General features: G+C 48.2%; 21 protein-coding genes, 1 pseudogene and 1 riboswitch. Of the genes and pseudogenes, 14 read left to right on the forward strand and 8 right to left on the reverse strand.

From position 1 onward, the window contains the following. The first annotated feature begins 66 nt into the window (after nt 1-66). The 5 genes from B8880_RS03810 to hutZ all read left to right on the forward strand — a co-directional run bounded on the left by B8880_RS03810 (nt 67) and on the right by hutZ (nt 4,773). Nucleotides 67-867, forward strand: coding sequence for a Slam-dependent surface lipoprotein (locus tag B8880_RS03810; RefSeq protein WP_084256095.1), 801 nt, complete (start codon nt 67-69; stop codon nt 865-867). A gap of 66 nt (nt 868-933) precedes the next feature. Continuing rightward, entirely contained in the window at nt 934-2,379 is a 1,446-nt protein-coding gene (locus tag B8880_RS03815; protein ID WP_244165598.1) for a surface lipoprotein assembly modifier, read from the forward strand. 32 nt (nt 2,380-2,411) lie between these two features. Then, a complete protein-coding gene (hutW, locus tag B8880_RS03820) occupies nt 2,412-3,728 on the forward strand; it encodes a heme anaerobic degradation radical SAM methyltransferase ChuW/HutW (protein WP_084256096.1) in 1,317 nt (438 codons plus the stop codon). Between the two features lies 1 nt (nt 3,729). Beyond that, on the forward strand, nt 3,730-4,224 hold the full coding sequence (hutX, locus tag B8880_RS03825; protein ID WP_084256097.1) for a heme utilization cystosolic carrier protein HutX: 495 nt from the start codon (nt 3,730-3,732) through the stop codon (nt 4,222-4,224). A gap of 3 nt (nt 4,225-4,227) precedes the next feature. Continuing rightward, a complete protein-coding gene (gene hutZ / locus B8880_RS03830) occupies nt 4,228-4,773 on the forward strand; it encodes a heme utilization protein HutZ (protein ID WP_084256098.1) in 546 nt (181 codons plus the stop codon). Between the two features lie 136 nt (nt 4,774-4,909). Here the strand turns inward: hutZ and B8880_RS03835 are convergent, their stop codons facing one another. Then, the gene (locus B8880_RS03835) at nt 4,910-5,830 is read right to left on the reverse strand and encodes a gluconeogenesis factor YvcK family protein (RefSeq protein ID WP_084256099.1); all 921 of its coding nucleotides are present in this window, start codon (nt 5,828-5,830) and stop codon (nt 4,910-4,912) included. A gap of 179 nt (nt 5,831-6,009) precedes the next feature. Further along, nucleotides 6,010-6,151: riboswitch (molybdenum cofactor riboswitch) on the forward strand. Here B8880_RS03835 and moaA point away from each other — a divergent pair. The 5 genes from moaA (at nt 6,142) to tehA (ending at nt 9,622) form a co-directional block, all read left to right on the forward strand. Beyond that, entirely contained in the window at nt 6,142-7,173 is a 1,032-nt protein-coding gene (gene moaA, locus B8880_RS03840) for a GTP 3',8-cyclase MoaA (protein WP_084256100.1), read from the forward strand. (Overlaps the previous riboswitch by 10 nt.) A gap of 45 nt (nt 7,174-7,218) precedes the next feature. Then, nucleotides 7,219-7,698, forward strand: a complete 480-nt coding sequence (gene moaC / locus B8880_RS03845; protein WP_084256101.1) for a cyclic pyranopterin monophosphate synthase MoaC — start codon at nt 7,219-7,221, stop codon at nt 7,696-7,698. Between the two features lie 33 nt (nt 7,699-7,731). Next, nucleotides 7,732-7,977 (forward strand): molybdopterin synthase sulfur carrier subunit, encoded by a 246-nt coding sequence (moaD, locus tag B8880_RS03850; protein ID WP_084256102.1) that lies wholly within the window; start codon nt 7,732-7,734, stop codon nt 7,975-7,977. A gap of 1 nt (nt 7,978) precedes the next feature. Further along, complete coding sequence (moaE, locus tag B8880_RS03855) at nt 7,979-8,434, forward strand: molybdopterin synthase catalytic subunit MoaE (RefSeq protein ID WP_084256103.1); 456 nt, start codon at nt 7,979-7,981, stop codon at nt 8,432-8,434. Nucleotides 8,435-8,653: 219 nt separating this feature from the next. Next, nucleotides 8,654-9,622: a dicarboxylate transporter/tellurite-resistance protein TehA gene (tehA, locus tag B8880_RS03860; RefSeq protein ID WP_084256104.1), complete on the forward strand. Its 969-nt coding sequence runs from the start codon at nt 8,654-8,656 to the stop codon at nt 9,620-9,622. A 112-nt stretch (nt 9,623-9,734) separates the two neighbouring features. On the opposite strand, the gene B8880_RS03865 is transcribed toward tehA, so the two are convergent. The 7 genes from B8880_RS03865 to purE all read right to left on the reverse strand — a co-directional run bounded on the left by B8880_RS03865 (nt 9,735) and on the right by purE (nt 18,859). After that, the gene (locus B8880_RS03865; RefSeq protein WP_084256106.1) at nt 9,735-11,807 is read right to left on the reverse strand and encodes a TonB-dependent siderophore receptor; all 2,073 of its coding nucleotides are present in this window, start codon (nt 11,805-11,807) and stop codon (nt 9,735-9,737) included. A gap of 41 nt (nt 11,808-11,848) precedes the next feature. Beyond that, entirely contained in the window at nt 11,849-13,816 is a 1,968-nt protein-coding gene (gene fhuB, locus B8880_RS03870; protein WP_084256108.1) for a Fe(3+)-hydroxamate ABC transporter permease FhuB, read from the reverse strand. Then, nucleotides 13,810-14,706, reverse strand: coding sequence for an ABC transporter substrate-binding protein (locus tag B8880_RS03875; protein WP_084256110.1), 897 nt, complete (start codon nt 14,704-14,706; stop codon nt 13,810-13,812). The genes fhuB and B8880_RS03875 overlap by 7 nt, the downstream gene beginning before the upstream one ends. A gap of 18 nt (nt 14,707-14,724) precedes the next feature. Then, complete coding sequence (locus B8880_RS03880) at nt 14,725-15,492, reverse strand: ABC transporter ATP-binding protein (RefSeq protein WP_084256112.1); 768 nt, start codon at nt 15,490-15,492, stop codon at nt 14,725-14,727. A gap of 270 nt (nt 15,493-15,762) precedes the next feature. Beyond that, nucleotides 15,763-16,953 (reverse strand): amino acid aminotransferase, encoded by a 1,191-nt coding sequence (locus B8880_RS03885; RefSeq protein ID WP_084256114.1) that lies wholly within the window; start codon nt 16,951-16,953, stop codon nt 15,763-15,765. 310 nt (nt 16,954-17,263) lie between these two features. After that, nucleotides 17,264-18,343: a 5-(carboxyamino)imidazole ribonucleotide synthase gene (gene purK, locus B8880_RS03890; RefSeq protein ID WP_084256116.1), complete on the reverse strand. Its 1,080-nt coding sequence runs from the start codon at nt 18,341-18,343 to the stop codon at nt 17,264-17,266. 27 nt (nt 18,344-18,370) lie between these two features. Next, a complete protein-coding gene (gene purE, locus B8880_RS03895) occupies nt 18,371-18,859 on the reverse strand; it encodes a 5-(carboxyamino)imidazole ribonucleotide mutase (protein WP_084256118.1) in 489 nt (162 codons plus the stop codon). Nucleotides 18,860-19,060: 201 nt separating this feature from the next. On the opposite strand from purE, the gene pepN reads away from it, so the two are divergent. The 4 genes and pseudogenes from pepN to B8880_RS03915 all read left to right on the forward strand — a co-directional run. Beyond that, on the forward strand, nt 19,061-21,670 hold the full coding sequence (gene pepN / locus B8880_RS03900) for an aminopeptidase N (RefSeq protein ID WP_084256119.1): 2,610 nt from the start codon (nt 19,061-19,063) through the stop codon (nt 21,668-21,670). Nucleotides 21,671-21,747: 77 nt separating this feature from the next. Next, nucleotides 21,748-22,767 (forward strand): quinone-dependent dihydroorotate dehydrogenase, encoded by a 1,020-nt coding sequence (pyrD, locus tag B8880_RS03905; protein WP_084256121.1) that lies wholly within the window; start codon nt 21,748-21,750, stop codon nt 22,765-22,767. 497 nt (nt 22,768-23,264) lie between these two features. Continuing rightward, a complete protein-coding gene (locus B8880_RS03910; protein WP_084256123.1) occupies nt 23,265-24,155 on the forward strand; it encodes an OmpA family protein in 891 nt (296 codons plus the stop codon). 177 nt (nt 24,156-24,332) lie between these two features. Continuing rightward, nucleotides 24,333-25,088, forward strand: a pseudogene (locus B8880_RS03915) (cell wall anchor protein); the annotation flags it as partial.

A 25,088-nucleotide genomic window follows, 5' to 3' on the forward strand; every position in this document is an offset into this window, starting at 1 on the left:
TAGCCACACCATTTTGGTGTGATATTGAAGCGTGGGATTATCCCACAAAAAATAAGGAAATACGATATGAAAAAAGTAATTTTTTCCACCGCACTTTTAGCTTCACTGGTTAGCATGGGCGTAGCGCAAGCCACGGTCACTGCCGGAATTAATGCGCCAACCGATAAAGGTAAGGTGTTCACGTTACCTGAGAAAGGATCGGCGGAGCATAATGGTTGGTTTCATACAGATCAGGAAGGATTACCTGGTGTTGATATTAAAGGTGTAAGTACAAAAGTAAGTAGTTTCAAATCATTAACGGGTGTAACCAAACGTACAGAGTTTTTAGGTGTATTTGGTGGTATTGATGATAATGATGTGGTTGTGCTGAAAATGAATAATATGCCAAGTTGGGTGCCTGGTTTCCATAACAAACTGGGCAATTTTGCCTTTAAAAAAGTTGGGGCAGAAGAGCTGTATTACGGGGAATGGCTAGTGCGCGACGGCGATATTAATCAAGATCGTGTAGTTTACTATGCCGGTAATAACAAAACGGCGAATATGCCGACGGGTGGAAAAGCAACTTACAGTGTGAGTGGTATTAATAAAAATACTGAATTGAATCAACCGTTGCTAACTGGGTCTCTAAATGCTGACTTTAATGCAAATACGCTGAAAGGCAATATGCGTAAGAGTGGTTTGTTAATTTCTATTGATGCAGGCATTAATAATGCTGAGGCTAGCTTCAAAGGTAATGCAAAAGCCAATGGCATTAACGGTCAAACCGAAGGTAACTTCTTCGGCAATAATGCCGCGGCGTTAGCCGGTGTTGCCAAATTTGACGGTAATAACCAGTTTGACACCGCATTTGGCGGTACAAAACAATAAAACCAACAGGGGGAAAGTGATTCCCCCTTTTCTGCATTTTTGGTGTTTCTTTTTTATGGTGATCTGATGATAAAAAATGCTCGTACACTTTCTTTTATGGTTGTTGCTTGTTTCTCGGTTCAGGGCGTTTACGCCAACCCGCAGGACGATCAAGCCGTGCGCCTGTGGCAACAGCACGAACAGCAATTGAATCGACCTAATCCTGCTGAACAGTCGTCGCTAACTGATGAAATCACCCTAGACGGGCAATCATTCGAGGTGGAAAATAATGCGGAAGCCATCGGGCAAGCGCTGTATATCGCACTTAATCAAAATTTATGGCACTATGTCGCCCCTTTTTTAAGCCGATATAAAACCTTTCCCACCGCGACAAAAGAGTTAATTTGGTTTGCCGAAGGCGCTTTGGCAAGAGAACAAAAGCAGTTGGATCAAGCCGAACATTACTACCGTTTGTTATTGAATGCACAACCGGATTTTGTGCGCGGGCAGCTTGATTTGGCACGGATTTTATTTGAAAACCATAAAAACCGCGAAGCAACCGCACTTTTCACCCAATTGCGCCAAGCCGGGTTGCCGCCGACCATTGAACAGACACTGCAGCAGTATCAATACAGCGTGAAACAACGTGATGAATGGCAGGGGACATTGAGTGTCGGCTATCAATATAGTGCCAATATCAATCAATCTTCACGTAAAAACAGTTGCTTATTGATGAGTAATCATCGTTGTTTGGTAGAGCGCACTGCGCCGACGGCATTGAATGCAAAAGGCTGGCGTTATGATTTGGCGCTGCAAAAACACACTTCCGTGTCGGGCAATCATGGCATTCAGTTTAGCCTCAACAGTTACGGACAATTTTATCCGCACCAACACCAATATAGCGAAAATACATTGCGGGTTTATGGGGGCTATCATTTTCAAAATGCCAAAACCGCACTTACCCTTGCGCCGCTTGTGGAATATCAAACGTCGGCAAACCATAAATATCAGCATGGGGTCGGGCTGCTGGTGGCGTGGTCCCAAGAGCTATCAGCGCGGTATTTTTTCAATCTTCAGCTAGAACAAAAATATCAGCGTTATGCCACTGTCCGCTCGGGATTGGACAAAGTGCGGTTAAATTCGGCTTACGCCACGTTATATTACAGTCTTTCCGAGCGCAGCACGCTGTTTGCCGGTGCAGACTGGACTTATCGCAACGCCTCAGATGATGTGAACCGTTATTATCTTCGCGGCATTCGTGCAGGGATTAATCACCAATTCCGCTTTGGCTTGAACACTACGTTAATCGGTTTGTGGCGCATTACCGGTTATCAGGGCTATTCCGCAGCATTAGAAGCCAAGCGTCGAGATCGGCAACAAATCTATATGGCGATTTTTAAAGTGCCGAAGTGGGAATATCATGGGATCACGCCAAACCTCACCTTAAAGCACACGCGCAATCGCAGCAATGTGGACTGGTTATATTCCTATAAACAAAATGAAATTCAATTTAACTTGGAATTTCGGTTTTAATATTAAGAAGAATGAGATAGAGAAAAATAAAGATGCCGTTTGATATTTCATCATTTTTTGCACAACAGGGAGAGTTGCCGTTTCCCTCCCGGCAAGCGAGTATGCCTTGGGGCGACAGTGTGCCGGTTCAACCTGATCTAATCCAAACGCAATGGGCAGCACTGCAAAATGAACAGCCGCAGAAAAATAAGCGTGTACTGTATTTGCATATTCCGTTCTGTGAAACGCATTGTACATTTTGTGGTTTTTATCAGAATCGCTATGCGGCAGGAGCGGCACAGCAATACACCGATTTTCTTTGTCGTGAAATTGAACAAGAGAGCGACAGCGTTTTTGCGCAGAGTGCGCCGATTCAAGCGGTTTACTTTGGCGGAGGGACGCCGACCGCACTTTCGGCAGCGCAGCTGGTTAAAATTTTAACGTTATTGAAGCAGCGGTTTCCGTTGGCGGCAGATTGTGAAATTACCATTGAAACACGCGTTGCCGAAAGTAATAAAGAGAAGCTGGCAGCGTGTTTTGAAGCCGGTGCAAACCGGATTTCAATTGGCTTACAAACATTCGATACTCAAATTCGACGGGGATTGGGGCGTAAATCAACAGAGGCGCAGATTATTGATTTTATTGCCTATCTTATTGCATTAGATCAAGGTGCAATTGTTTGCGATCTGTTGTTCGGTTTGCCGAATCAAACGCAGCAGACACTATTGCATGATTTGGCATTGATTGATGATTTGCAAATGGATGGTGTTGATCTTTATGCGCTCAATATTCTGCCGAAGACGATTTTAGGCAAAGCAGTGGCGAACAATAAGATACAAGTGGCTGATTTTGTTGAGCGAGCCGCGATGTATCAGTGTGGTAGCGATTGGTTGGCGGAATATCATTGGCAGCAAATAAGCAACAGTCATTGGGCGAAAACTACGCGTGAGCGCAATCTGTATAACCTTTGGATCAAAGACAACGCAACTTGTTTGGCATTTGGCTGTGGGGCGGGCGGCAACAGCGGAAATTGGAATTTTATGCAACAGCGTCAATTGGATGAGTATTACAAACAGGTTGAGCTGGGGCAAAAACCGATTGCGATGCTGTTTCGGCGACCACCGTATGCTACTCGCAATGCCAAATTACAGGGGGCGATCGAGAAAGGCGTGTTGCGTTGCGAACAACACTTTGATCAAACCGAGCTGGCTATTTTGTCCCCATTGTTTGAGCAATGGCAATCGTGCGGTTTATGTGAATACAGCAATGAATTTTCAGAAATTAACCGTCTGGTTTTGACCACCAAAGGGCGGTTTTGGGCAAGCCAATTATTAGGCGCATTACAAACGTTTATTAAATCGAGGTCTTAACATGGATTTACACATTTTAAAACAAAAATTGAACGAAGAGCAGCCGATGGTGTTAGAGGAGTTTGCTTCGCAACATCAGGTGAGTTTAGAACAGATTTTACAGGCGCTGGATTGCCCGATGATTTCAGGGGCGTTATTTGATCGTGTATGGCATGAAATCGCCGAATGGCGTTGTATGACGTTAATCGTGCATACCGCCGACGGCATCTGGGAATGGGGTGGCAAATTGCCGACCGGTACTTATCGCCACGGATTTTTTAATTTACGTTCAAAAGAGGGGCTTTCAGGGCATATCCGCTTTGAACATTGTGCCAAGATTGCATTCTTAAAACGGCAATTTATGGGGGCGGAGACGGCGAGCGTCATTTTTTTAAACCATCAAGGACAGGCAATGTGCAAAATTTTTGTCGGACGTGATTCGCACCGCCAACTGTTAAACGAGCAATTACAGCATTTCGAGCAAATGCAACACTATACCATTGTTGAGGGGGAATAAAATATGGACGATCGCCAACAACGCCTGCAAAATCGCTTAGGCCCTGAAATTCAGGAATTGAAACAACGCTGCCGCACACTTATGTTGGCAACCGTTGATGAAGAGGGGAAACCGAACGTGAGCTATGCGCCTTTTGTCAGCAATGAAAAGGGGTATTACGTTTTTATTTCCGATATTGCGCGCCATGCACGCAATTTAAAACGCAATAATCAAGTTTCGCTAATGCTGATTGAAGATGAAGCCGACAGCCGTCAAATTTTTGCCCGCCGCCGCCTCTCGTTTGATGCCAAATCGGAAATCATTTCGCACGATAGCGCAGAATGGCATCATGGCACGGCAGCACTATTGGAACGCCACGGAAAAATTGTTGAAAATTTAACTGAAATGAAGGACTTCACTCTGTTTAATTTAATTCCGCAGCAAGGATTATTTGTAAAAGGTTTCGGACAGGCGTTTCGAGTTGGCGCAGACGATTTGATTGGCGCAATTCATTTACAGCAGGGACACTCAATTCGAGAAAATACAGAGCACCAAGGCATCATCCGCTGATTTTGTTCACTTGTTAATTAAGTATTAAAATGCGCAAAGAGTGAATAATAACAATGGGAATAAATAGCGCAATAATTAGACTTATTCGCTATTTATCATAACTGACAGATATATAGGGCGAGGGTTTTAATGCGCTTCAGGTTAATAATGCCAATAGCTGATCCAGACTTTGGCACAGCAAAGTGCGGTTGTGGCGGTAGCTGATATCATCATCGTTCAATTGCCGTGCCAGAACCTGTTTGCCGGCTAATTTATGATAATCCGCTTCGGGGTAGGTGATCACGCCGTCCACCGTAGTTGCACTGACCGCACTTTCGATCCACTCAATCCGATCTTTAAGCGACAAATTCGCCGCAGGGCTGTGCTCGACGCCGAGATTATCGATAAAAATAATCTTTGCCGCACTGTTTTGCAGTGCTTGTGCGATTTCGGGCAACAGCAGCGGCGGCATAATGCTGGTGAGGAAGCTGCCGGGACCGAGCAGAATCAAGTCCGCTTGTTGCAGCGCCGTGACCGCTTCCGGCGTGGCGCTGACTTGCGGAATCAAAAACAGGCGTTTCGGCAGTTCGTCCAGTTTATCGATATTGACCTCACCGACCACAGTCGCCCCCGAATGTAATTTTGCCCCCAAATGCACCGGCGTTTCCGACATCGGGATCAGCTGGGCGCGCACCCGCAGTAAAGTGCGGATCAAATTCACCCCTTCTAACGGGCGGATTTTCATATCTTCCAGCGCTTTCAACATCAAATTGCCGAGATTATGTCCGGCTAAATCGCCGTTGCCGCTGAAACGGTATTCAAACAGGGCGGAAGCGGTACTGGGTTCGGTGATCAACTGATTGATACAATTGCGCAAATCGCCCCAAGCAATGCCGCCGTGTTGCAAGCGGATCCGTCCGGTCGAGCCGCCGTTATCGGTGGTGGTGACAATGCCGGTCAAGCGCTCTTTGAGAAAGCCGAGCGAGGACATCAGTCGTCCTAAACCGTGCCCGCCGCCAATGGCAACGACCTGTTGTAATCCGGTAAGATGAGGAAGACGGTCAGAGTGATAATTCATGCAAATGCCTGATCAGGTTGTGATAATCCATGTGTTTTTTATTGTCTTGCCGTATTATCCGCTAAATAACCGCACTTTGAAACGTGGTCAGATCACAAATGTCGAAAATAGCCGCAATTTACGCCGTTGTGGGGATTGCGCTCGCCGATAGGAATGATAGAATCAATCCAAATTTAACAACGCATATTACTCCGAGCTTGTTTTGCCTACGTTTGAAAAAATAGGGCGGCAAGCCTGTTAGCGCAGGTTGTTTGCGCTACGCCGGATACGCTGGAAACGGTCTGTCCGCTCGTGTTTAGAAAGGTGTCAGAATGCAATCGTCTTTTAACAAACAAATTCCCGTTCATTGGGTTAATGAAGCGCCGTCTTTGGTGGATCGCTTCCAACGCCAATACCAATATTTACGCCTGTCCGTGACGGACGTGTGTAATTTCAAATGTAATTATTGCCTGCCGGACGGCTATCGGCCGCAAGCGGATAAACCCTCGTTTCTGACGTTAAGCGAAATTCGGCGCTTGATCAACGCGTTTGCCGCCATGGGCACGGAAAAAGTGCGGGTCACTGGCGGCGAGCCGACCTTGCGTAAAGATTTCACGCAAATTATCGAAACCGTGCGTGCCAACGATAAAATCCAAAAAATCGCCTTGACCACCAACGGCTACCGCATGGCGAAATCGGTTGCCGATTGGCGTGCTGCCGGTTTGGACGCGATTAATGTCAGCGTGGACAGCCTCGATCCGAAAATGTTTCATCAAATTACCGGTGAAAACCTGTTTCACCAAGTGATGAACGGCATTGATAAGGCGTTTGAGGTCGGTTATCGGCAGATCAAAGTCAATTCGGTGCTGATGAAAGGCTTGAACGATAAGGATTTCGCCGCTTTTTTGGCGTGGATCAAAGATCGCCCGATTGAAATGCGCTTTATCGAGTTAATGCAAACCGGCGAAATGGATCACTTCTTCAGCCGTCACCATTTATCAGGCGCAGTGTTGATGGAGCAGTTGCTGCAAAACGGCTGGCAGCTGCAAAAACGCGCACTCACCGACGGACCTGCCAAAGTGCTGAAACATGCGGATTATCAAGGATCTATCGGCTTGATAATGCCGTATTCCAAAGATTTCTGCGCCGATTGCAACCGCTTACGGGTATCCGCCAAAGGGCAGTTGCACCTCTGTTTGTTCGGCGAAGAGGGCGTGGAGTTGCGCGATCTGCTGCAACAGGATTGGCAGCAAGCGCCGTTGCAGGCGAGGCTGTATTCGGCATTGCAGCAAAAACGCGAGCATCACTATTTACACCAAGGCGACAGCGGTGTGCGACCGCACTTGGCGTCGATCGGCGGTTGAATTATCAATATCGGGCGAATGCCCGACCTATCTTAAAGAGAATGTATGCAACAATTTACCCATATCAATAGCAACGGCGAAGCCAATATGGTGGACGTCGGCAACAAAGCGGAAACCGTGCGCGAAGCCCGTGCCGAAGCGTTGGTCAGCATGGCGGCCGCAACCCTAAAAATGATTTTGGACGGCGATCACCATAAAGGCGATGTGTTCGCCACCGCACGCATTGCCGGTATTCAAGCGGCGAAACGCACATGGGAATTGATTCCGCTGTGCCACCCGTTGTTGCTGACCAAAGTGGAAGTCAACCTGACCGCACTTCCGCAAAGCAACCAAGTGCGGATCGAAAGCCTGTGCCGTTTAAGCGGCAAAACCGGCGTGGAAATGGAAGCGCTGACAGCGGCTTCAGTGGCGGCGCTGACCATTTACGATATGTGTAAAGCGGTGCAAAAAGACATCGTGATTGAGCAAGTGCGGTTGTTGAGCAAAAGCGGCGGCAAATCGGGCGATTTTTCGATTGAAAAATAATAAAAAAACAATGGAAAAAACAGGAGAAGCGAAATGATTAAGGTGCTGTTTTTTGCACAAGTGCGTGAATTGATCGATACCGACGAACTGCAACTGGCGGCGGAATTTGCCACCGCCGAAGAGCTACGCCAACATTTAGCCGGCAAAGGCGACAAATGGGCGTTGGCGTTACAAAGCGGAAAACTGTTGGTGGCGATCAACCAAACCTTGATGCCGCTGGACAGCCCGATTCAAGACGGCGACGAAGTGGCGTTTTTTCCGCCGGTCACGGGGGGATAAGATGAACGGTGAAGTTCGGATTGCGGTGCAAAACGAGGAATTTGATCAAAGTGCGGTTTACCAATGGTTGTCCGCACCGAAAAGCAGCGGCGCGGTGGTGTTGTTTATCGGCAAAGTACGCGATATGAATCTCGGCGACAGTGTGCAAACCCTGTATCTGGAACACTATCCGGCGATGACCGAAAAAGCGCTGCGCGACATCGTGCAACAAGCCTGCCAGCGCTGGGAACTGCAACGGGTGCAACTGATTCACCGCATCGGCAAACTGCAAACCGGCGATGAAATCGTCTTGGTCGGGGTCAGTTCCGCCCACCGTGGCGATGCGTATCACGCCAATGAATTTATTATGGACTACCTCAAAACCCAAGCGCCGTTTTGGAAAAAAGAGTTGACCGATAAAGGCGAGCGCTGGATCGAAGAGCGGGCAAGCGACAAGTCGGCGGCGGAGAAGTGGTAACAGGGCAGTGCTCACAGGCAAGTGATTCAGGTTGCTATCGCAGCTTGAAAAAGACAAAGTGCGGTATGGAATTTGAACGAGGTGATCTGACCCCAAAAAGTTGAACTATACCGCCCTTTTTTTATCAAAAGGGCGCGAATGTTTGCAAGGTGGTTTTTCTTTTACCCGTAGCGAACTACAATAGCCGCACCTTATCTATTATGTTGTTGTGGATATATTATGACTCAGCAAATCCAAGAAAAACCGTTTCCCGTTCCGGTCAGTTATTTCAGTATTACCTTAGGTCTCTTTTCTATCGGCTTGGCATGGCAGCATGCCGAAGCCCTGTTTCACGCTTTTCCGGCATTTGTCAGTCCCGTGATTTTATCACTTGCGGGCATGGCGTGGTTGGCGCTGTTGTCTGTTTATATCGCCAAATGGTTTATAGCCAAACAACAGGCGCAGGCGGAATTGCACCACTTGATTCAATGCTGTTTTATCAGCTTGATTCCGATTACCGCCATGCTGATGGCCTTAGCGGTTTTACCGTTATCGACCTCGGCTGCGGCAGGGTTGATTCTGCTGGGAACGGTAGCGCAACTCGGCTTTGCCGCTTATCGTACGGCGGGTTTATGGCGCGGCACACATAAGGCGGAAGCGACGACGCCGATTATTTATTTACCGACGGTGGCGGCGAATTTTGTCAGCGCCACCGCACTTTCCGAACTGGGTTATGATGTGTGGGCAATGCTGTTTTTCGGCATGGGCGCGTTGTCATGGATAACGCTCGAACCGGCGATTTTACAGCGCCTGCGCAATTTGACACCGCTGGACGAAGCGGTGCGCCCGATTATCGGCATTCAACTGGCGCCGGCGTTTGTGGCGGCAAATGCCTATCTGCACTTGACGCACGGCGCAATTGATAATTTGGCCTTGATGTTAACCGGCTACGGGCTGTTGCAGCTGCTGTTTTTATTCCGTTTGTTGCCTTGGATTTTCGCCAACGGTTTCAATATGTCGTTTTGGGGATTTTCATTCGGCTTGGGATCAATGGCAAATGTCGGTCTATACCTCAGCCAAATGTCGGGAGAAACACAAGGATTGGCGCAATTCGGTATCATTCTGTTTTGGATCGGCTCAATCAGCATTGCTTTGTTGCTGGCGGGCACGGTACTAAGAATGGCGCAAGGGCGGTTTTTGCTCAAATGAGTCGAAATTCTCGTAACGTGCGGTAAGTGCGGTATTTTTTACCGGAACAAAAAAGGCTACCGTACGGGTAGCCTGAACTTTGCGATATAGACCGCACTTTTGGGCGGAATGTTTAGAATGTGTAAGACAAACTGCCGACGGCACTGATACCTTCGGCATAGTAGCAGTAGTAATCACAGCCTGCCAGATATTTGCGGTTGCCGACGTTGTCGATATTCATTTGCGCCACTACATTATCGCTCAACTGGTAACGGGCAAATAAATCCACCACAGTTGATGACGGCACGTTGTAACCGGAATACAGCGAGCCGCTAGCGGTGACGCTGTTGCCGACATAACGCACGCCGACACCGGCATTCAATTTATCGGTGAATTGATAAGCAAGGCGGGTAGAGACAGTATGCTTAGGAATCAATGCCGTATTGGTTTTTGTCCCGTTTGCATTGTCGGTGACGGAGCGCACATAGGTATAGGCGAATAAGGTTTGCAATTTCTCGGTTACATTCAGGTTAGCCTGAATTTCAACCCCTTTACGTTTGATCGGATCGACACTGCTGATGGTTGCTCCTGTCCCTTGACCGATTAAAGCGCCTTTGTCTTTTGCGCGGAACAACGCAACCGAAATAGTGCCGTCAACCCAGTCCGGCATATATTTTACGCCGATTTCGTGTTGTTTGGTGATATTCGGATCATAGAGCGTTTCATTGCCGCTTAAACCGTTCGGTACGCGGAAAGATTCGGTATAAGCATAATATGGATTTAAGCCTAACTCGTTAAAATACATCACGGAACCGGAATAAGAGGTATGGTTTTTATGCACGTTTTGCGCACTGGCCAATTCACTGTTACGCACGCGATCGTGGCGAACGCCGGCGGTTAAACCGACGGTGTCCCATAAAATGGCGCTATCTTGCAAATAGAATCCGGTTTGACGGGATTTGATTAATACCTGCGGCGCAGCAATTGTTGCGGCACTGCCATAGGTTGCGGCAGGGTTATAAACATTGACCATGCCTTGGCTGCCGTAGAGAGTATAAAGCGAATCGAATTTTTGATTGCGGTAGTCCATACCGGCGACCAAGGTGTTATTAATCACCTCATTACTGTATTTCCAAGCCAAACGGTTATCAATGCTGTGGCTTTTGGCAGTTCCGTTGTTATAAACCACTGCGCGCGCGACTTGATAGTCAGATTGTGCCAATGGAATCGGATTCCAGTTTGCGTCATAGCTCGACGGGTAAGCATAAGCACCGCGGTGGCGGTTATCGATTTGTTGGTAACGGTAATTTTGGCTGAAACTTAAACCGTTGCCGAAATCGTGACTGAATTCATAACCGAGGCTTTTCGTGATACTTTTTTCATAATCTTGGCTTGGATCGCCTAAATTGGCATGGGTGGAGATTTTCCCTTTGGCAGTGGCAACCAGCGTGCCGTCTTGCGGCAGGAAGTTTGAGCTGGGCACACCGACGGTTTTTAAATAGCTTGCCAAGACGGTCAAATGGGTTTTATCGGAAATATCCCAAGCAATAGACGGGGCAATGTAATAATTTTCCGACCAAGTTCCGCTCCATTCGCCGTCGGCATGATTGTACGCACCGACCAAACGGTAACGCAGGCTGTCATCGTGATTTAAACTGCCGGTATAATCCGCGCCCACGCCACGTTGGTTTTTGTTACCGAAGTGCGTGCTGACCTCGCCTTTTCCCACCTTGTCTTTGTTCGGGCGTTTGCTGATATAGTTGATCAAACCGCCGGCATTGGAAGCCCCGAAAGCCATTGAATCCGATCCTTTGATGATTTCAACGCCTTCCACGCCATACATTTCCAGTTGCGGCGTGAAAAAGCCCTGCTCCAACGCCGGCATGCCGTCAATGGCTTGGCTGGCATTGGTGCCACGCACACGGAACCAGTTGGTGTTGGTGTCGCTGCCGAAGACTTGGTTGGTGAAACCGGCTTGATAACGGGCGATTTCATCGGCTTTTTCAATCCCTTGCTCGGTCAATGTTTGGTTATCCAAAACCACGGCCGATTTCGCTTGGTTAAATGGTTGGCTGTCCAATTTGTTCATGGTTCCGACCACCTCAATCACTTTCAGTTCGTCGGCTTCTTGGCTGTCGGCAAACGCCGGATTTATGCCGAGCAAAAGTGCGGTGGTGAGCGCAGAATATTTAAAGGTTTGCTTCATAGTTAATTTTCCTCAAGTATAACAATAGGATAATCGGGCGGTTAAACCCGACGCATAATCAGTAAAAAGTAGCTGCCGCCGAGCAGGGTTGCTACCAGTCCGGCGGGCATTTCATACGGAAACAGAATTTGCCGGCCGAGCCAGTCGGCGGCGATCATCACCGTTGCGCCGATCAGCGCGGCGGCAAGAAGTTGTGCTTGCGGTTTGTGGAAACCGAGATAGTGCGCCAAGTGCGGTGCGAGCAAACCGATAAAACTGAGCGGCCCGACCACCAGCGTGGCGCAGGCGGTGAGCACCGCACTTAGCATAATCAGCAGCCAGCGGGCTTGGGTCAAATTTAAGCCTAAGGCTTTTGCCATCACCGCTTGCAGGTTGAGCAGATCAAGCCAACGGCTGAATAATAAACTGACCAGCAGCAGCCCAAGTGCGGTCAAGGTTAAAGCGATCGCCAATCCGCTTTCGGCATAATAGGTCGAACCGCTGGTCCAGCTGAGCAGCTGTTGCATGCGGAAATCGCCGCCGGCAAGCAGAATCCGCTGCACCGCATCAAACAGTGCCGCCAGACTGATGCCGGTGAGTAAAATCCGTTCCGGCAGCATACCGCTGCGGCCATTGATCAACATGATAACGAACAATACGGCAAAGGCGCCAGCCATGCCGGCGAGCCAGAAATGTTGCATGTCGATTTGACTGACGCTGAAAATCACCACCAACACGCCGAAACTGACGCCGGAGGTGATGCCCAATAATTCCGGGCTTGCCATCGGGTTGAAGCTCAAGCGTTGCAGCAACACGCCTGCCAGCGCCAACATGACACCGGCGGCAAGGGCGTAGAGCAGGCGCGGATAGCGCAGATCGAGTATGCCGTCGTAGAACGGACTGATCGACCAGCCGTCGGCGCTGTTGCCGATCAACAAGGCGAAAAGTGCGGTCAGGATAAACAGGGCGCTTAAACCGATCGCAGTGCGCCGTCCGCCCGCTTTGCCCGTTGCCAGAAAATGGGCGGCGGATTGTAACCGTCCGCTTTGCGGCAGGTTTTTAAACATCAGCCATAACAAGAGCGGCGTGCCTAACACCGCTGTGACAGCGCCGGTCGGCAACTGAATTTGCCGATATTGCGCAATCAATTGCAGGGCTAAATCGGTCAGCAACAATAACACGGCGGCTAAATAGGCGGTTTGCAGCAGTTGTCCTTTAAAGGTACGGATTCCCAGCTGGCGGCTGATCGTGGTGGCAGCCAAACCGATGAAGCCGAGCATACCGACACGGCTGATCACAATCGCCACCAAATAGGCGGAAAGCAGCAGCGCGGCAAGGCGAATCCACTGCACCGGCACGCCCAAACTTTTGGCATTGCTGTCGTTTAAGCCGAGAATGGTGAGCGGACGTTGCAGCAGCGCCAGCAGGATTAATGCCGGAATCAACAGCCAAAACAGTTGCACGCTGTCGAGCCAGCTTTCCTGCACCAAAGAACCGGCGCCCCAAATCATCAAACCGCGCGACGCTTCCGGATAGAACAACATTAACGTGGCGGAAAGCGATCCCAAATAGAGATTGACCACCAAACCGGCGAGAATCATGATTAACGGCGATAAACGTTTGCGCCACGCCAATAAAAAGACCAACAGCAACGCGCCGAGTGCGCCCAAAAATGCGATAATCGTGGTGCCGAAATGCAAAATCGACGGGAAAAACAAGGTGCAAGCAAACAATACGAATTGTGCGCCGCTGCTGACGGCGAGGGTATTGTCGGAAGCCAGCGGATTATTCACCACTTGCTGCAACAATAGACTGGATAAGCCAAGTGCGGTTCCGGCAAGTACGGCAATCGCCATGCGCGGCAGGGTGTAATTTTGCAGCAATAAGATCTCAAGCGATGCGGTTTGCCGTTGTAATAAAGCCGCCACCGACCAATCTTGCGGCAATTGTAAATCGAATAACCATAGGCTTAACAGTATGCAGAGCAGCAACAAGCCGCCGTTCAGCCAATAAACCGAGCGTGTTACCATGCTTCGCCTCCATGCTGCAAGGCTTCGGCTAATGACGTGGCAAAGCGTTGCGCCGACGGCAATGCGCCGAAAGTCCAAATCGCCGGAAGCACAAGCGGATCTTGCGATAACGGCAGATGCTGCCAAAGGGTGTTATGTTGAAGTGCGGTCGGCACGTTGAGCGGGTAGGGTTTGATCACGATTAACCGCGGATTGTCTTTAAAATCCGCCAGTTGGTTAATACCGATATTGGCTGAACCCCACACCGTGACCGCCTGTGTCCACGCATTGCGGAAGCCCATTTGCTTAATCACTGCGCCGAACAGGCTGTTTTCGCCGTAAACCCGTAAATGGCGGCTGTCGATAAATTGAACCAGCAGCAAAGTGCGGTCTTGGTAGGCACTTAATCGATTTTTCAGGCGGGCAAAAAGCTGTTCGCTTTGTTGAATCAAGGTTTCGGCGGCTTGCGGTTTGCCGATTAATTGCGCCAGTTTCCGGCTGGCAGTCAACTGATTGTGCCAAATGTCGCCGTCACGGTAAAAATCCACGCTGTCCACTTGCTTGGGATCGGCAACATAGCATTGCAAAATGGGCTTCAGACTGCTGAACATGGCACTGTTGACGAATAGATCCGGTTTTAGCTTGGCGAGTAACTCTTTATTCGGTTGTAAACGCGAGCCTAAATCCAGCGTATCGGCAGGCAGTTGCGGCACAGCGACCCAAGTGCGGTAGCTTTCGGCATCGCCGACGGCAATCGGTGGTTGTCCCAGCGCAAGTAGGGTTTCCGCCACCGTCCAGTCAAGCGTGGCGATTTTCGGCTCTGTCGGGCTTGAGTGGGCAAAAGTGCGGTAGCTGAATAGTATCAGCAAAATCGCCGCCCAGCGGTAAAATCCGGTTCTGATGTGTTTCATCGGCTTTCCCCTGTCGGCTTAAAAAAATGCCACCGGCACAGCTTCGGTCGGGTGGGGGAGCACGTTGAGCTCAATGCCGTAAACCGCCGCTAAATTGGCTTGGGTCATTAGTTGTTGCGGTGATCCTTGCATTAACAGTTTTCCGCTGTGCAGGGCGATCAAGTGATCGCAAAAACGCGCCGCCAGATTAACATCATGAATCACCACTACCACGCCGATATTCAATTGCCGCGAAAGTTGTTGGATCAATTGCATCACTTCGACTTGATGGGCAATATCCAACGCCGCCAACGGTTCGTCCAGCAACAAAAAACGGCTTTGTTGCGCCAACAGCATTGCCAGCCAAATCCGCGAGCGTTCACCGCCGGAGAGGGTATCCACCAGCTGATCGGCAAAGGTTTCGGTGTGGGTCAGGCGCAGGGCGTTTTCAACGGCGGCATGATCCTTTTGTTTATCCCGTCCGAACAGACCGTTCCAGGCATAGCGCCCCATTTGTATTAACTCACGGGCGGTTAAATTGGTGGCGGCAGGCAGATGTTGCGGTAGATAAGCCACTTCACGCGCAAATTCGCGCGTTCCCCAGCGGCTGATTTCACGCTCTTGCAGCCACAATTTTCCGCTGCTGCAAGGTTGCTGATTGGCAAGCAGTTTGATCAAAGTCGATTTTCCAGAACCGTTATGCCCGATCAAACCGTAAACCTTACCGATATGAAAGGTTAAATCAATCGGTTGCAGCAAAGTGCGGTGATTAGCGAGTCGATAAGAGATTTGTTCGAGTTTAAACACAACGGATTCCGTTCATCAGATTGAAAAATAATAGCCACTTGGTGTAATAGGTGCGGCATTCTAATTGAAAATTGTTATTGTTTCAAGAGTGAGTAATGTTGGGTAAGGTTTTTTATTGTAGCCAAGTCCGGCATGGCAAAGTCGTATGAGGTTATGCAGACTTCAGTGGCTTTGCCGCTGCAAAATCTTCTGAAATATTAACAAGTCTATATTGAAAAAAAGCAGATTACATCACGGTAATCTGCTTTGTTCAATTGGAATCTGCCGAGATTAAAGCACTTTAACAATGCTTTCGCACAGATAGCGGATATTATCTTCGGTGATGCCGGCGACGTTGATTCGTCCGGAGCGTACCGCGTAAATCGCGAATTCGTCTTTCAGGCGATCCACTTGTTCTGGGCTTAAGCCGCTGAAGGAGAACATGCCGTTTTGTTCGATGATGAAAGAGAAATCCTGTTGTGCACCGTATTCTTGTAGCAGTTCGACGAATTTTTGGCGCATGGTTTTAATGCGCTGGCGCATTTCCGCCAGCTCGGCGATCCAGTCGGCTTTCAGTTCCGCATCGCCCAATACCAGTGCTACCGCACTTGCGCCGTGTGAGGACGGGTTGGAGTAGATGGTGCGGATAATCGATTTGATCTGGCTGAAAGCGGTTTCGGCGGTAGTTTGATCGGCAGCGACCAAGGTGAATGCGCCGACACGTTCGTTATATAGCCCGAAGTTTTTGGAATAGGAACTGGCAACCAGCAACTCGTTATGGTTGGCGGCAAAAGTCCGCAGACCCAACGCATCTTCTTCCAAACCGTTTGCCAAGCCTTGATAAGCAAAGTCAAACAGCGGCAGCCAGCCGTTTTTCAGCGACAGATCGGCTAATTGTTGCCATTGTTCGGGCGTCGGGTCGATTCCGGTCGGGTTGTGGCAGCAGCCGTGCAGCAGCACCACATCACCTTCGCCGGCGTTGCTGAGATCGGCGATCATGTTGTCCCAATCCAAGGCACGGGTCTCTTCATTGTAGTAACGGTAGTTACGGATTGTGATGCCGACGGCGTTGAAAATCGCATTGTGATTCGGCCACGTCGGGGCGCTAATCCACACGTTTTGGGCGTTGGTTTGGCGTTTGATAAACTCGGCGGCGATACGCAACGCGCCGGTGCCGCCCAAACTTTGTGCGGTTTTGGCACGTTTGTTTTTGACGATGTCGCTGTTTGCGCCGAACAGTAATTCTTGGGTGAATCGGTTATACGCCGCCACGCCGTCGATGGTCAGATAGTTTTTGCTGTTTTCTGTTTCCAACAAGCGTTTTTCCGCCGTTTTAACCGCTTTCACAATCGGAGTTTGTCCGTTGGCATCTTTATACACGCCGATTCCCAGATTGATTTTGTTGTCACGGGTTTCGGATTTAAAGGCTTCGCCTAAACCTAAAATCGGATCGGCAGGAGCCGCTTGGATTTTCTCAAACATAGTGATTTCCTTGATTTTGATGATAATGATGTTGTGTAATATAAAATTTTTATTGTTTTAGTATCATTGTTTGAAATGAAAATGGTTATGTACTTTGTAGGGGCAGATTAACTATCCGTCCGAACCGCACTTTACATTTATCCTTTACTGATTAATTGTTTATACCGCACTTCGTAAACGGGCAGATGGTTAATCCGCCTCTACTTTTTGAACCGAATCTTTGGGGATAAACAATTATCGACAACAATCCTAAATTGAATTTCTATTTATACTGATTTTCAACGCAGATAACAATCCTAAAAACCAAAAATCAGCTTAATTTCCCAATCGCCCATTCCACGCCTGAATGGTAATCCTCAGGTAATAACTTTTCCAATCGGCGCAGATTTTCAATCAGCACGTTTTTATCCGGATGGGATAAATTGATATGCCCGACCTTGCGTCCCGACCGCACTTCTTTGCCGTACCAATGCAATTGGCCGAAAGGCAGATTAAGCCATTGCGGATTGTGTTCGGTTCCGATCAGATTGACCATGACGCTCGGCATAACGGTCTGCAAGTGCGGTGTCGGCAGATTGAGCAGGGCGCGCAGGTGCAGTTCAAATTGGCTGATCGAGCAGCCGGATTGCGTCCAATGTCCGCTGTTGTGAACGCGCGGCGCAAGTTCGTTAATCAGCAATTTGTCGCCAACCACAAAGCATTCCATCGCCATCACGCCGACATAATCCAGTTTGTGCATGATTGCGCCGAGCATGCTTTCCGCTTGCGTTTGCAAAGTGCGGTCTGCACCGAGTTGTACGCTGTAACGCAAAATGCCGTTTTGTTGCAGATTGTGGGTGACAGGGTAGAAGCGAGTCGAACCGTCGGCAAAACGCGCAGCGACTAAGGAGATTTCGTAATCAAACGGAATAAAGGCTTCGGCGATCACCTCATTGAACAACTCGTCGCTGATGACATCGGTATTGTCGGCGGTTACAATCCATTGCCCGCGTCCGTCGTAGCCGCCGGTGCGGCGTTTGACCACCACTTTTTCACCGATTTGATTAAAAACCGTTGTCCATTGTTTGCCCGAATCCAAGCGCTGCCACGGTGAGGTCGGCAAATTCAGTTCGTCCAAGAGTGATTTTTGCGAATGGCGATCGGCGAGCAAGCCGAAAACATTTTTGTTGATAAAATTAGCGTGGGAGGAAAGTGCGGTAGTCAGTTCCGTTGCCGGCCAGCGCTCGATTTCGGCGGTGATGACGGCGTGATGTTCAATCTCGAATACCGGCGCATCAAACGCCAGCGGTTGCACGCCAATATCCAACGGCGCACCGGCATAGCGCAGCATTCGCCCCAATTGTCCGTCACCCAACACATAGACCGGCGGATAAATGGCACTTTTTTGCATGATTACTTCCTGTTCTGTTGCTGTCAATTATTGGCGTGGATCGGGGTTGTCTAATACGCTTTGGGTTTGCTCGGTTCTGAATTGCAGCAGTCGTTGCGCCAAAGCCTGATCATGGCAAGCGAGGATTTGCGCCGCCAACAAACCGGCATTGGCTGCGCCCGCCGGACCGATTGCCAACGTGCCGACCGGAATTCCTTTCGGCATTTGCACGATAGAATACAGGCTGTCTACGCCACTCAAAATCGAACTTTTCACCGGTACACCCAACACCGGCACAAGGGTCTTGGCTGCCAACATACCCGGCAGATGTGCCGCGCCGCCGGCGCCGGCGATAATCACATGATAACCGTTTTGCTGCGCATTCTCGGCAAAACCGAACAGTTTATCCGGTGTGCGGTGGGCCGAAACGATTTCAACATGGTAGCCGATTTGCAGTTGATCCAACACATTGGCGGCTTCGATCATGGTTGGCCAATCACTTTGGGATCCCATGACAATAGCAATTTTTGCAGACATAAATCAGAAGTTTCCTTTAGGGCTGTTGAGTCGAAAAGTGCGGTTAGAATAACATGATTTGCCAAGAAATTAAGCGCTGTAGATCAGGTTGATGAAATATTTTATCTTTTTTAGGCGGATAGCCGTGATTCGATTGCAAGTTAACGGATAAAATTCTATGCTTATCGGTCGAATAAGCATAACAAACAGATGGAGCAGATAATGCCAGCGAAAGCGAAATACAGAAAAGATTATAAGAAACCGGACTATACCGCCACTGATATTTTTCTTGATTTTCAACTCGATCCGCAAGATACCCTAGTCACCGCCACCACCACTTTCCAGCGCCTGAATCAAGCCGCAAGCGAATTGCGCTTGGACGGTCACAGTTTTCAATTTGTGTCGCTGAAATTAAACGGAGAAGATTTTTCCCGCTATCAACAAGATAGCGAATCGCTCGTTTTGGATTTGAGCAATGTGGCGGGCGAACGTTTTGAATTGACGGTGCAGACCCGTTTGAAACCGGCGGAAAATACGTCGTTACAGGGACTGTATCAATCCGGTGACGGCTTTTGCACCCAATGCGAAGCGGAAGGCTTCCGTCAAATCACTTACATGCTGGATCGCCCCGATGTATTGGCACGCTACACCACCAAAATCAGCGCTGACAAAACCCGCTATCCTTATCTGTTATCCAACGGCAACCGTATTGCCGCTGGCGAGTTAGAGAACGGAAAACATTGGGTGGAATGGCAAGATCCGTTCCCGAAACCGAGCTATCTATTTGCGCTGGTGGCAGGGGATTTTGATCTGCTGCAAGACCGTTTTATCACCAAGAGCGGTCGTGAAGTCGCGCTGGAACTGTATGTCGACAAAGGCAGTTTGGATCGTGCCGATTTTGCCATGCAAAGTTTGAAAAAATCCATGCAGTGGGACGAAGCGCGGTTCGATCTGGAATATGATCTGGATATTTACATGATCGTCGCCGTCGATTTCTTCAATATGGGGGCGATGGAAAACAAAGGCTTGAACGTGTTTAACTCTAAGTTTGTGCTTGCCAATCCGGCGACGGCAACCGACGACGACTATTTAGACGTGGAGCGGGTGATCGCCCACGAATATTTCCACAACTGGACGGGTAACCGTGTCACTTGCCGCGATTGGTTCCAGTTGAGCCTGAAAGAGGGGTTGACGGTGTTCCGTGATCAGGAGTTTTCCTCGGACACCGGATCCAGATCGGTGAATCGGATCAATAATGTGAAGCTCTTGCGCACCGTGCAATTTGCCGAAGATGCCGGCCCGATGGCACATCCGATCCGTCCGGAAAAAGTGATTGAAATGAATAACTTTTATACCGTCACCGTGTATGAAAAAGGGGCGGAAGTGATTCGTATGCTGCACACCTTGCTGGGCGAAGTGCGGTTTCAGCAGGGTATGAAACTGTATATTGCCGAAAACGACGGCAAAGCGGCGACTTGCGAAGATTTTGTATCGGCGATGGAGCGGGCTTCCGGTGTGGATTTGACGATTTTCCGCCGTTGGTACAGCCAGTCAGGCACGCCGGAGTTGACGGTCAGTGACGAATATGACGAACGCATGCATATTTACCGTTTAAGCGTGGCGCAAAGCACGCCGCCGACCCACGATCAACTGGATAAAATTAACCTGCATATTCCGTTGAAAATGGAATTGTATGATGCGCAGGGGCACAAATTGGCGTTGCAAGACGAAAACGGGCCGGTCAGCAATGTGTTGGATATTTTACATAACCAGCAGGTGTTTGAATTTCATCAGGTCTATTCCCGTCCGACACCGGCACTGCTGTGCGATTTCTCCGCACCGGTCAAACTGGACTATGATTACAGCGATGCGCAATTGTTACTGCTGTTGAAACATGCGCAAAACGATTTTATCCGTTGGGATGCGGCACAAATGTTGCTGGCGAACGAATTGCGCCAAAATCTGCACCGTCGGCAAAACGGCGACGCCTTGCAAATGAATCCGATGTTATTGGATACGTTGCGCGCCATTTTGGACAATTACCAACAAGATGTCGAACTGACCGCACTTATCTTGACCTTGCCGAAAGAAACCGAATTTGCCGAGCAATTCAAGGTGATTGATCCGAGCGGTATTCATGCCGTGCGCCGCTTTTTGCAGCAAAATATCGCTGAACATCTGAAAGACTTGCTCTTGAAAATCTATCACCGTATCGATTTGCCTAACTATCGTATCGCGCGTGAAGACATTGCCCTGCGTAGCTTGCGCAACTGCTGTTTAAGCTATTTGGCGGTGACGGAATTCGGCAATGCGCTGGTCAATACGCATTATTTACATGCCAACAATATGACCGATACCTTGGCGGCGTTGGCGGCGGCGACATCGGCGGCGTTGCCTTGCCGTGACGGTTTATTGACCGATTTTGAACAAAAATGGGCGCATGACGGTTTGGTGATGGACAAATGGTTTGCGTTGCAGGCAACCCGTCCTGATGAAGATGTGCTGCAAAATGTGAAGCAATTAATGGATCACCCAAGCTTCAAATTCAACAATCCGAATCGTTTGCGCGCACTGGTCGGCAGCTTTGCCAACCACAACCCGAACGCTTTCCATGCGATTGACGGATCGGGCTATCGTTTCTTGGTAGAGGTGCTAATCAAGGTGAATAACAGCAATCCGCAAATTGCTTCGCGCCTGATTGAGCCGCTGATTCGTCTGGCGCGTTACGATGCCCAACGGCAAACCCTGATGAAGCGCGGTCTGGAACGGCTGGCAAAACTGGAAAACTTATCGAAAGATTTGTTTGAGAAAATCGAAAAGGCGCTCGATTAACGTGTTAGAGTAGAAGACTGAGCGGATTGTCAGATTTTTCAGCGGCTCAAATTGATTAAATAAAGAGGCGGAATAATATGTATTCACTCATCAAAAAAGGGTTGTTTTCACTGGAAGCGGAACAGGCGCATAATTTTACCGTGAAAGCATTGGGCATGATCGGCAAAACGCCGGCTAAACAGCTGTTGCAAACCGCACTTTGCTGTCCGCAAGGTACGGCGAAAAGTTGTATGGGAATCGAATTCAAAAATCCGATCGGCTTGGCGGCAGGTGCGGATAAAAACGGTGAAGCGATAGACGGCTTTGGGGCGTTGGGTTTCGGCTTTATCGAAGTCGGCACAGTAACGCCGTTGGCACAAGACGGCAATCCGAAACCGCGTCAGTTCCGCCTGCCGGAAGCCGAGGGCATTATCAACCGGAACGGCTTTAACAATCGTGGCGTGGATTATTTGGTCGAGAATGTGAAAAAAGCCCGTTATGACGGCGTGATCGGGATTAATATCGGCAAAAACACCAGCACTTCGGTCGAAAACGGCAAAGGCGATTATATTTATTGCTTGAATAAGGTGTATAACCACGCCGGCTATATCACGATCAACATCTCCTCGCCCAACTCGCCCGGGTTGCGCCAGTTGCAATACGGCGAAGCGTTGGATGATTTGTTGCAAGGCATTAAAGTGCGGCAGAGGGAGTTGGCGGAATATTACAATAAATATGTACCGATTGCGGTCAAAATTGCACCTGATCAAACAGAAGAAGAGTTGATACAGATTGCTGATACTTTGCGTCGTCACAAAATGGACGGCGTGATCGCCACCAATACCACGATTTCGCGCGATAGCGTGCAGGGCATGACGAATGCGGAGCAACAAGGCGGTTTGAGCGGCAAACCGTTGCAACAGCTCAGCACCCAAATTATTCGCCGTTTACACAGCGAACTGAAAGGCGAAATCCCGATTATCGGCAGCGGCGGCATTGACTCCGTTGCCAGCGCACAGGAAAAAATCGCCGCCGGCGCCGAGCTATTACAACTGTATTCAGGTTTGATCTATCACGGGCCGAAATTAGTGAAAGCGTTGGTGGAGGGAATTAAATAAAATACTCGAAATCCAAGTAATCACTATACGTTATTAAATTTAAAGTAGCGTGGCAAAAAAGCCGTGCTATTTTTTATCATCGTTCACATCTATTTATATTATTATTTTCACCTATCAAATCTTTACAATTCTAATAATCGAAGCGGATACGGCATATCTTTTTATTCTCCATTTTAAAATTCAATTATAAATCAATATCTTATTGATTTTCAAGTTATGGGTTAAATCAGTAAATATAGTCACTAAGGGTGACTATTAAGTTGAGTTTGTATTTCTTAAGTAAATTTTGTTTTGATTATGTTGTCGATTATGATATAAAACGCGCCTTAAATATATTTATATGTTTAAATTTAATTCTATTTGCTTTATTTGCATATTGATTTGTGAGTTTCTCGTTTAATTAATGGTAAGTAAACTTGATGAAATTTTAGCGAATACCTGCAAGGGTATGTGGTCCTTAGATAGATAAATACACAAATAAACTTTAGGGAAAATCAATGAAAAAATCTTTAGTCGTTTTAACCACACTTTTTGTATTAAGTGCTTGCTCTGTCAATAAATCCGGAGTAAACGGTGCGTTAGAGCACTGGAAAAATTATTCGAATGGTAATCCGGAAGCCGCTCAGGAACAAAGCGTTGCGGTTTTTTATCGTGCCCCGAATTTGAACGCCGAAGGCATCAATATCTATATCAACGGTGATTATCAAACTTCATTATTGGAAAAAGGCTTCAGTTCGGCCAAATTGTGCGAAACCCGTAATTTGGTCACTGCCTCTGTGGTCACCAATCAAAAGCCGGGTAACCGTTCGGAGGGGATTCGTTTTAATGCGGACACTCAAAATGTGACCTATATTAAAGTGGCCGATATTCAAAACGGTAAGCCGGTGTTACAAATTATGGATAATGCAGTTGCAGAAAAAGATGTCGAGGCGTTGTCTTTACAATCGCAAACTCTGCCACGCGTTAAATTGAAAAATTGTAACGAACGTGTACTTGAGTCTTTTTCTTTGAATGCCAACGCGGCATTTCCACTGAATAAATCCGGCTATAGTGATGTATTGCCGGAAGGAAAGCGCAGTGTGCAAGAATTTGTCAAACAGATTCACCAGATGGATCAGTCTGCAATCAGCAAAATTGTTGTGAACGGCTACACCGATCCGGCGGGTTCTGAAAGTTATAATCAACAGCTTTCCGAAAAACGAGCCGAAACGATTCGCAAAGTATTGCAAGCGGAACAAATCAAACAGCCTATTATCAGCACGGGTTATGGTGAACAAAACTTGGTTGTAGCTGACTGTGCGGCAAAATATCCTCGTAATAAAACTGCCAGAAGTCAATGCGACTTACCTAACCGCCGAGTAGAAATTCTCATTTACGGCAACAATTAGATTTTTTAATTTATCAATAAACATTAACCGAGAAACGCTCATTTGAGCGTTCCTCAGGGATTTTATTTTTTAAAAATAAAGATAAATCGCTAAGCAGATTTAAATATAAACAACCAATCGACTCGGATAAAGATAAAAAAACTGTCTCGGGTGAATTTTTAAATTTTAGGATAAAAGATGTCTACAACTTTAAAAGTATTAAACGCAAAAACTGAAATCGCAAACTATGCCATTAAGGACGGTGAAACCTTAATTATCAAGGCACAAAGCGAAGTTAATTACAAATTGATTGATGATGCTACCGGCTTTGGCCCGCAAAATATCATCACTAAACGCGTCGGCAACGATCTACAGATCATGCTGGAAAATGGCGATATGGTGCCGGATGTCATCATTGAAAATTATTATGATGAAGAAGGAACGACCAATCTGGTTGTCGGTGATCATGAAAACGGCAATACTTATGCCTATGTGCCGGAATCAGGACAAACTTCTGACGCAGTCAGCATGTTGGCAGAGCAAATGTCAGCACCACAGGCTTTAGGTGGTGATGAAATTAGCGGTTTATGGGTATTCAGTCCTTGGTGGTTATTGGCATTACTGCCGTTGGCAGGCATTGCAGCCGCCGGTGGTGGTGGCAAAGGCGGTTCTGGTGCGCCTGTCGATACAACTGCACCTGATGCGCCACAAATCAATGCTAAAGAAGATGGCAGTGTGACCGTTACTCCGGCAAGCGATGCTAAAGATGCTACGGTTAGTTACACTGACGAAGACGGTAACAGCCAAACCGTAACGATCGAAAAAGGCGATGACGGCAAATGGACGGCGAAAGATGAACTGCCGGAAGGCGTGACCGTCGATCCGGAAACCGGTGTAATTACCATTCCTGCTGATGAAATCAAGGGCGGTACGGATGTGACGGCTGAAAACAAA

Origin of the sequence: Pasteurella testudinis DSM 23072 (assembly GCF_900176075.1) — a bacterium.
In the GTDB taxonomy this organism is placed as follows: Bacteria; Pseudomonadota; Gammaproteobacteria; order Enterobacterales; family Pasteurellaceae; genus Chelonobacter; species Chelonobacter testudinis.

Excerpts from the sequence above, each read along its gene's own strand:
- moaC (WP_084256101.1), top strand. The coding sequence starts at position 7,219 with ATGCAACAATTTACCCATATCAATAGCAACGGCGAAGCCAATATGGTG.
- hutW (WP_084256096.1), top strand. The coding sequence starts at position 2,412 with ATGCCGTTTGATATTTCATCATTTTTTGCACAACAGGGAGAGTTGCCG.
- B8880_RS03810 (WP_084256095.1), top strand. The coding sequence starts at position 67 with ATGAAAAAAGTAATTTTTTCCACCGCACTTTTAGCTTCACTGGTTAGC.
- B8880_RS03815 (WP_244165598.1), top strand. The coding sequence starts at position 934 with ATGATAAAAAATGCTCGTACACTTTCTTTTATGGTTGTTGCTTGTTTC.
- purE (WP_084256118.1), bottom strand. The coding sequence starts at position 18,859 with ATGTCTGCAAAAATTGCTATTGTCATGGGATCCCAAAGTGATTGGCCA.
- B8880_RS03875 (WP_084256110.1), bottom strand. The coding sequence starts at position 14,706 with ATGAAACACATCAGAACCGGATTTTACCGCTGGGCGGCGATTTTGCTG.
- hutZ (WP_084256098.1), top strand. The coding sequence starts at position 4,228 with ATGGACGATCGCCAACAACGCCTGCAAAATCGCTTAGGCCCTGAAATT.
- moaA (WP_084256100.1), top strand. The coding sequence starts at position 6,142 with ATGCAATCGTCTTTTAACAAACAAATTCCCGTTCATTGGGTTAATGAA.
- B8880_RS03885 (WP_084256114.1), bottom strand. The coding sequence starts at position 16,953 with ATGTTTGAGAAAATCCAAGCGGCTCCTGCCGATCCGATTTTAGGTTTA.
- moaE (WP_084256103.1), top strand. The coding sequence starts at position 7,979 with ATGAACGGTGAAGTTCGGATTGCGGTGCAAAACGAGGAATTTGATCAA.
- purK (WP_084256116.1), bottom strand. The coding sequence starts at position 18,343 with ATGCAAAAAAGTGCCATTTATCCGCCGGTCTATGTGTTGGGTGACGGA.
- hutX (WP_084256097.1), top strand. The coding sequence starts at position 3,730 with ATGGATTTACACATTTTAAAACAAAAATTGAACGAAGAGCAGCCGATG.
- B8880_RS03910 (WP_084256123.1), top strand. The coding sequence starts at position 23,265 with ATGAAAAAATCTTTAGTCGTTTTAACCACACTTTTTGTATTAAGTGCT.
- pyrD (WP_084256121.1), top strand. The coding sequence starts at position 21,748 with ATGTATTCACTCATCAAAAAAGGGTTGTTTTCACTGGAAGCGGAACAG.
- pepN (WP_084256119.1), top strand. The coding sequence starts at position 19,061 with ATGCCAGCGAAAGCGAAATACAGAAAAGATTATAAGAAACCGGACTAT.
- B8880_RS03835 (WP_084256099.1), bottom strand. The coding sequence starts at position 5,830 with ATGAATTATCACTCTGACCGTCTTCCTCATCTTACCGGATTACAACAG.
- tehA (WP_084256104.1), top strand. The coding sequence starts at position 8,654 with ATGACTCAGCAAATCCAAGAAAAACCGTTTCCCGTTCCGGTCAGTTAT.
- B8880_RS03865 (WP_084256106.1), bottom strand. The coding sequence starts at position 11,807 with ATGAAGCAAACCTTTAAATATTCTGCGCTCACCACCGCACTTTTGCTC.
- fhuB (WP_084256108.1), bottom strand. The coding sequence starts at position 13,816 with ATGGTAACACGCTCGGTTTATTGGCTGAACGGCGGCTTGTTGCTGCTC.
- moaD (WP_084256102.1), top strand. The coding sequence starts at position 7,732 with ATGATTAAGGTGCTGTTTTTTGCACAAGTGCGTGAATTGATCGATACC.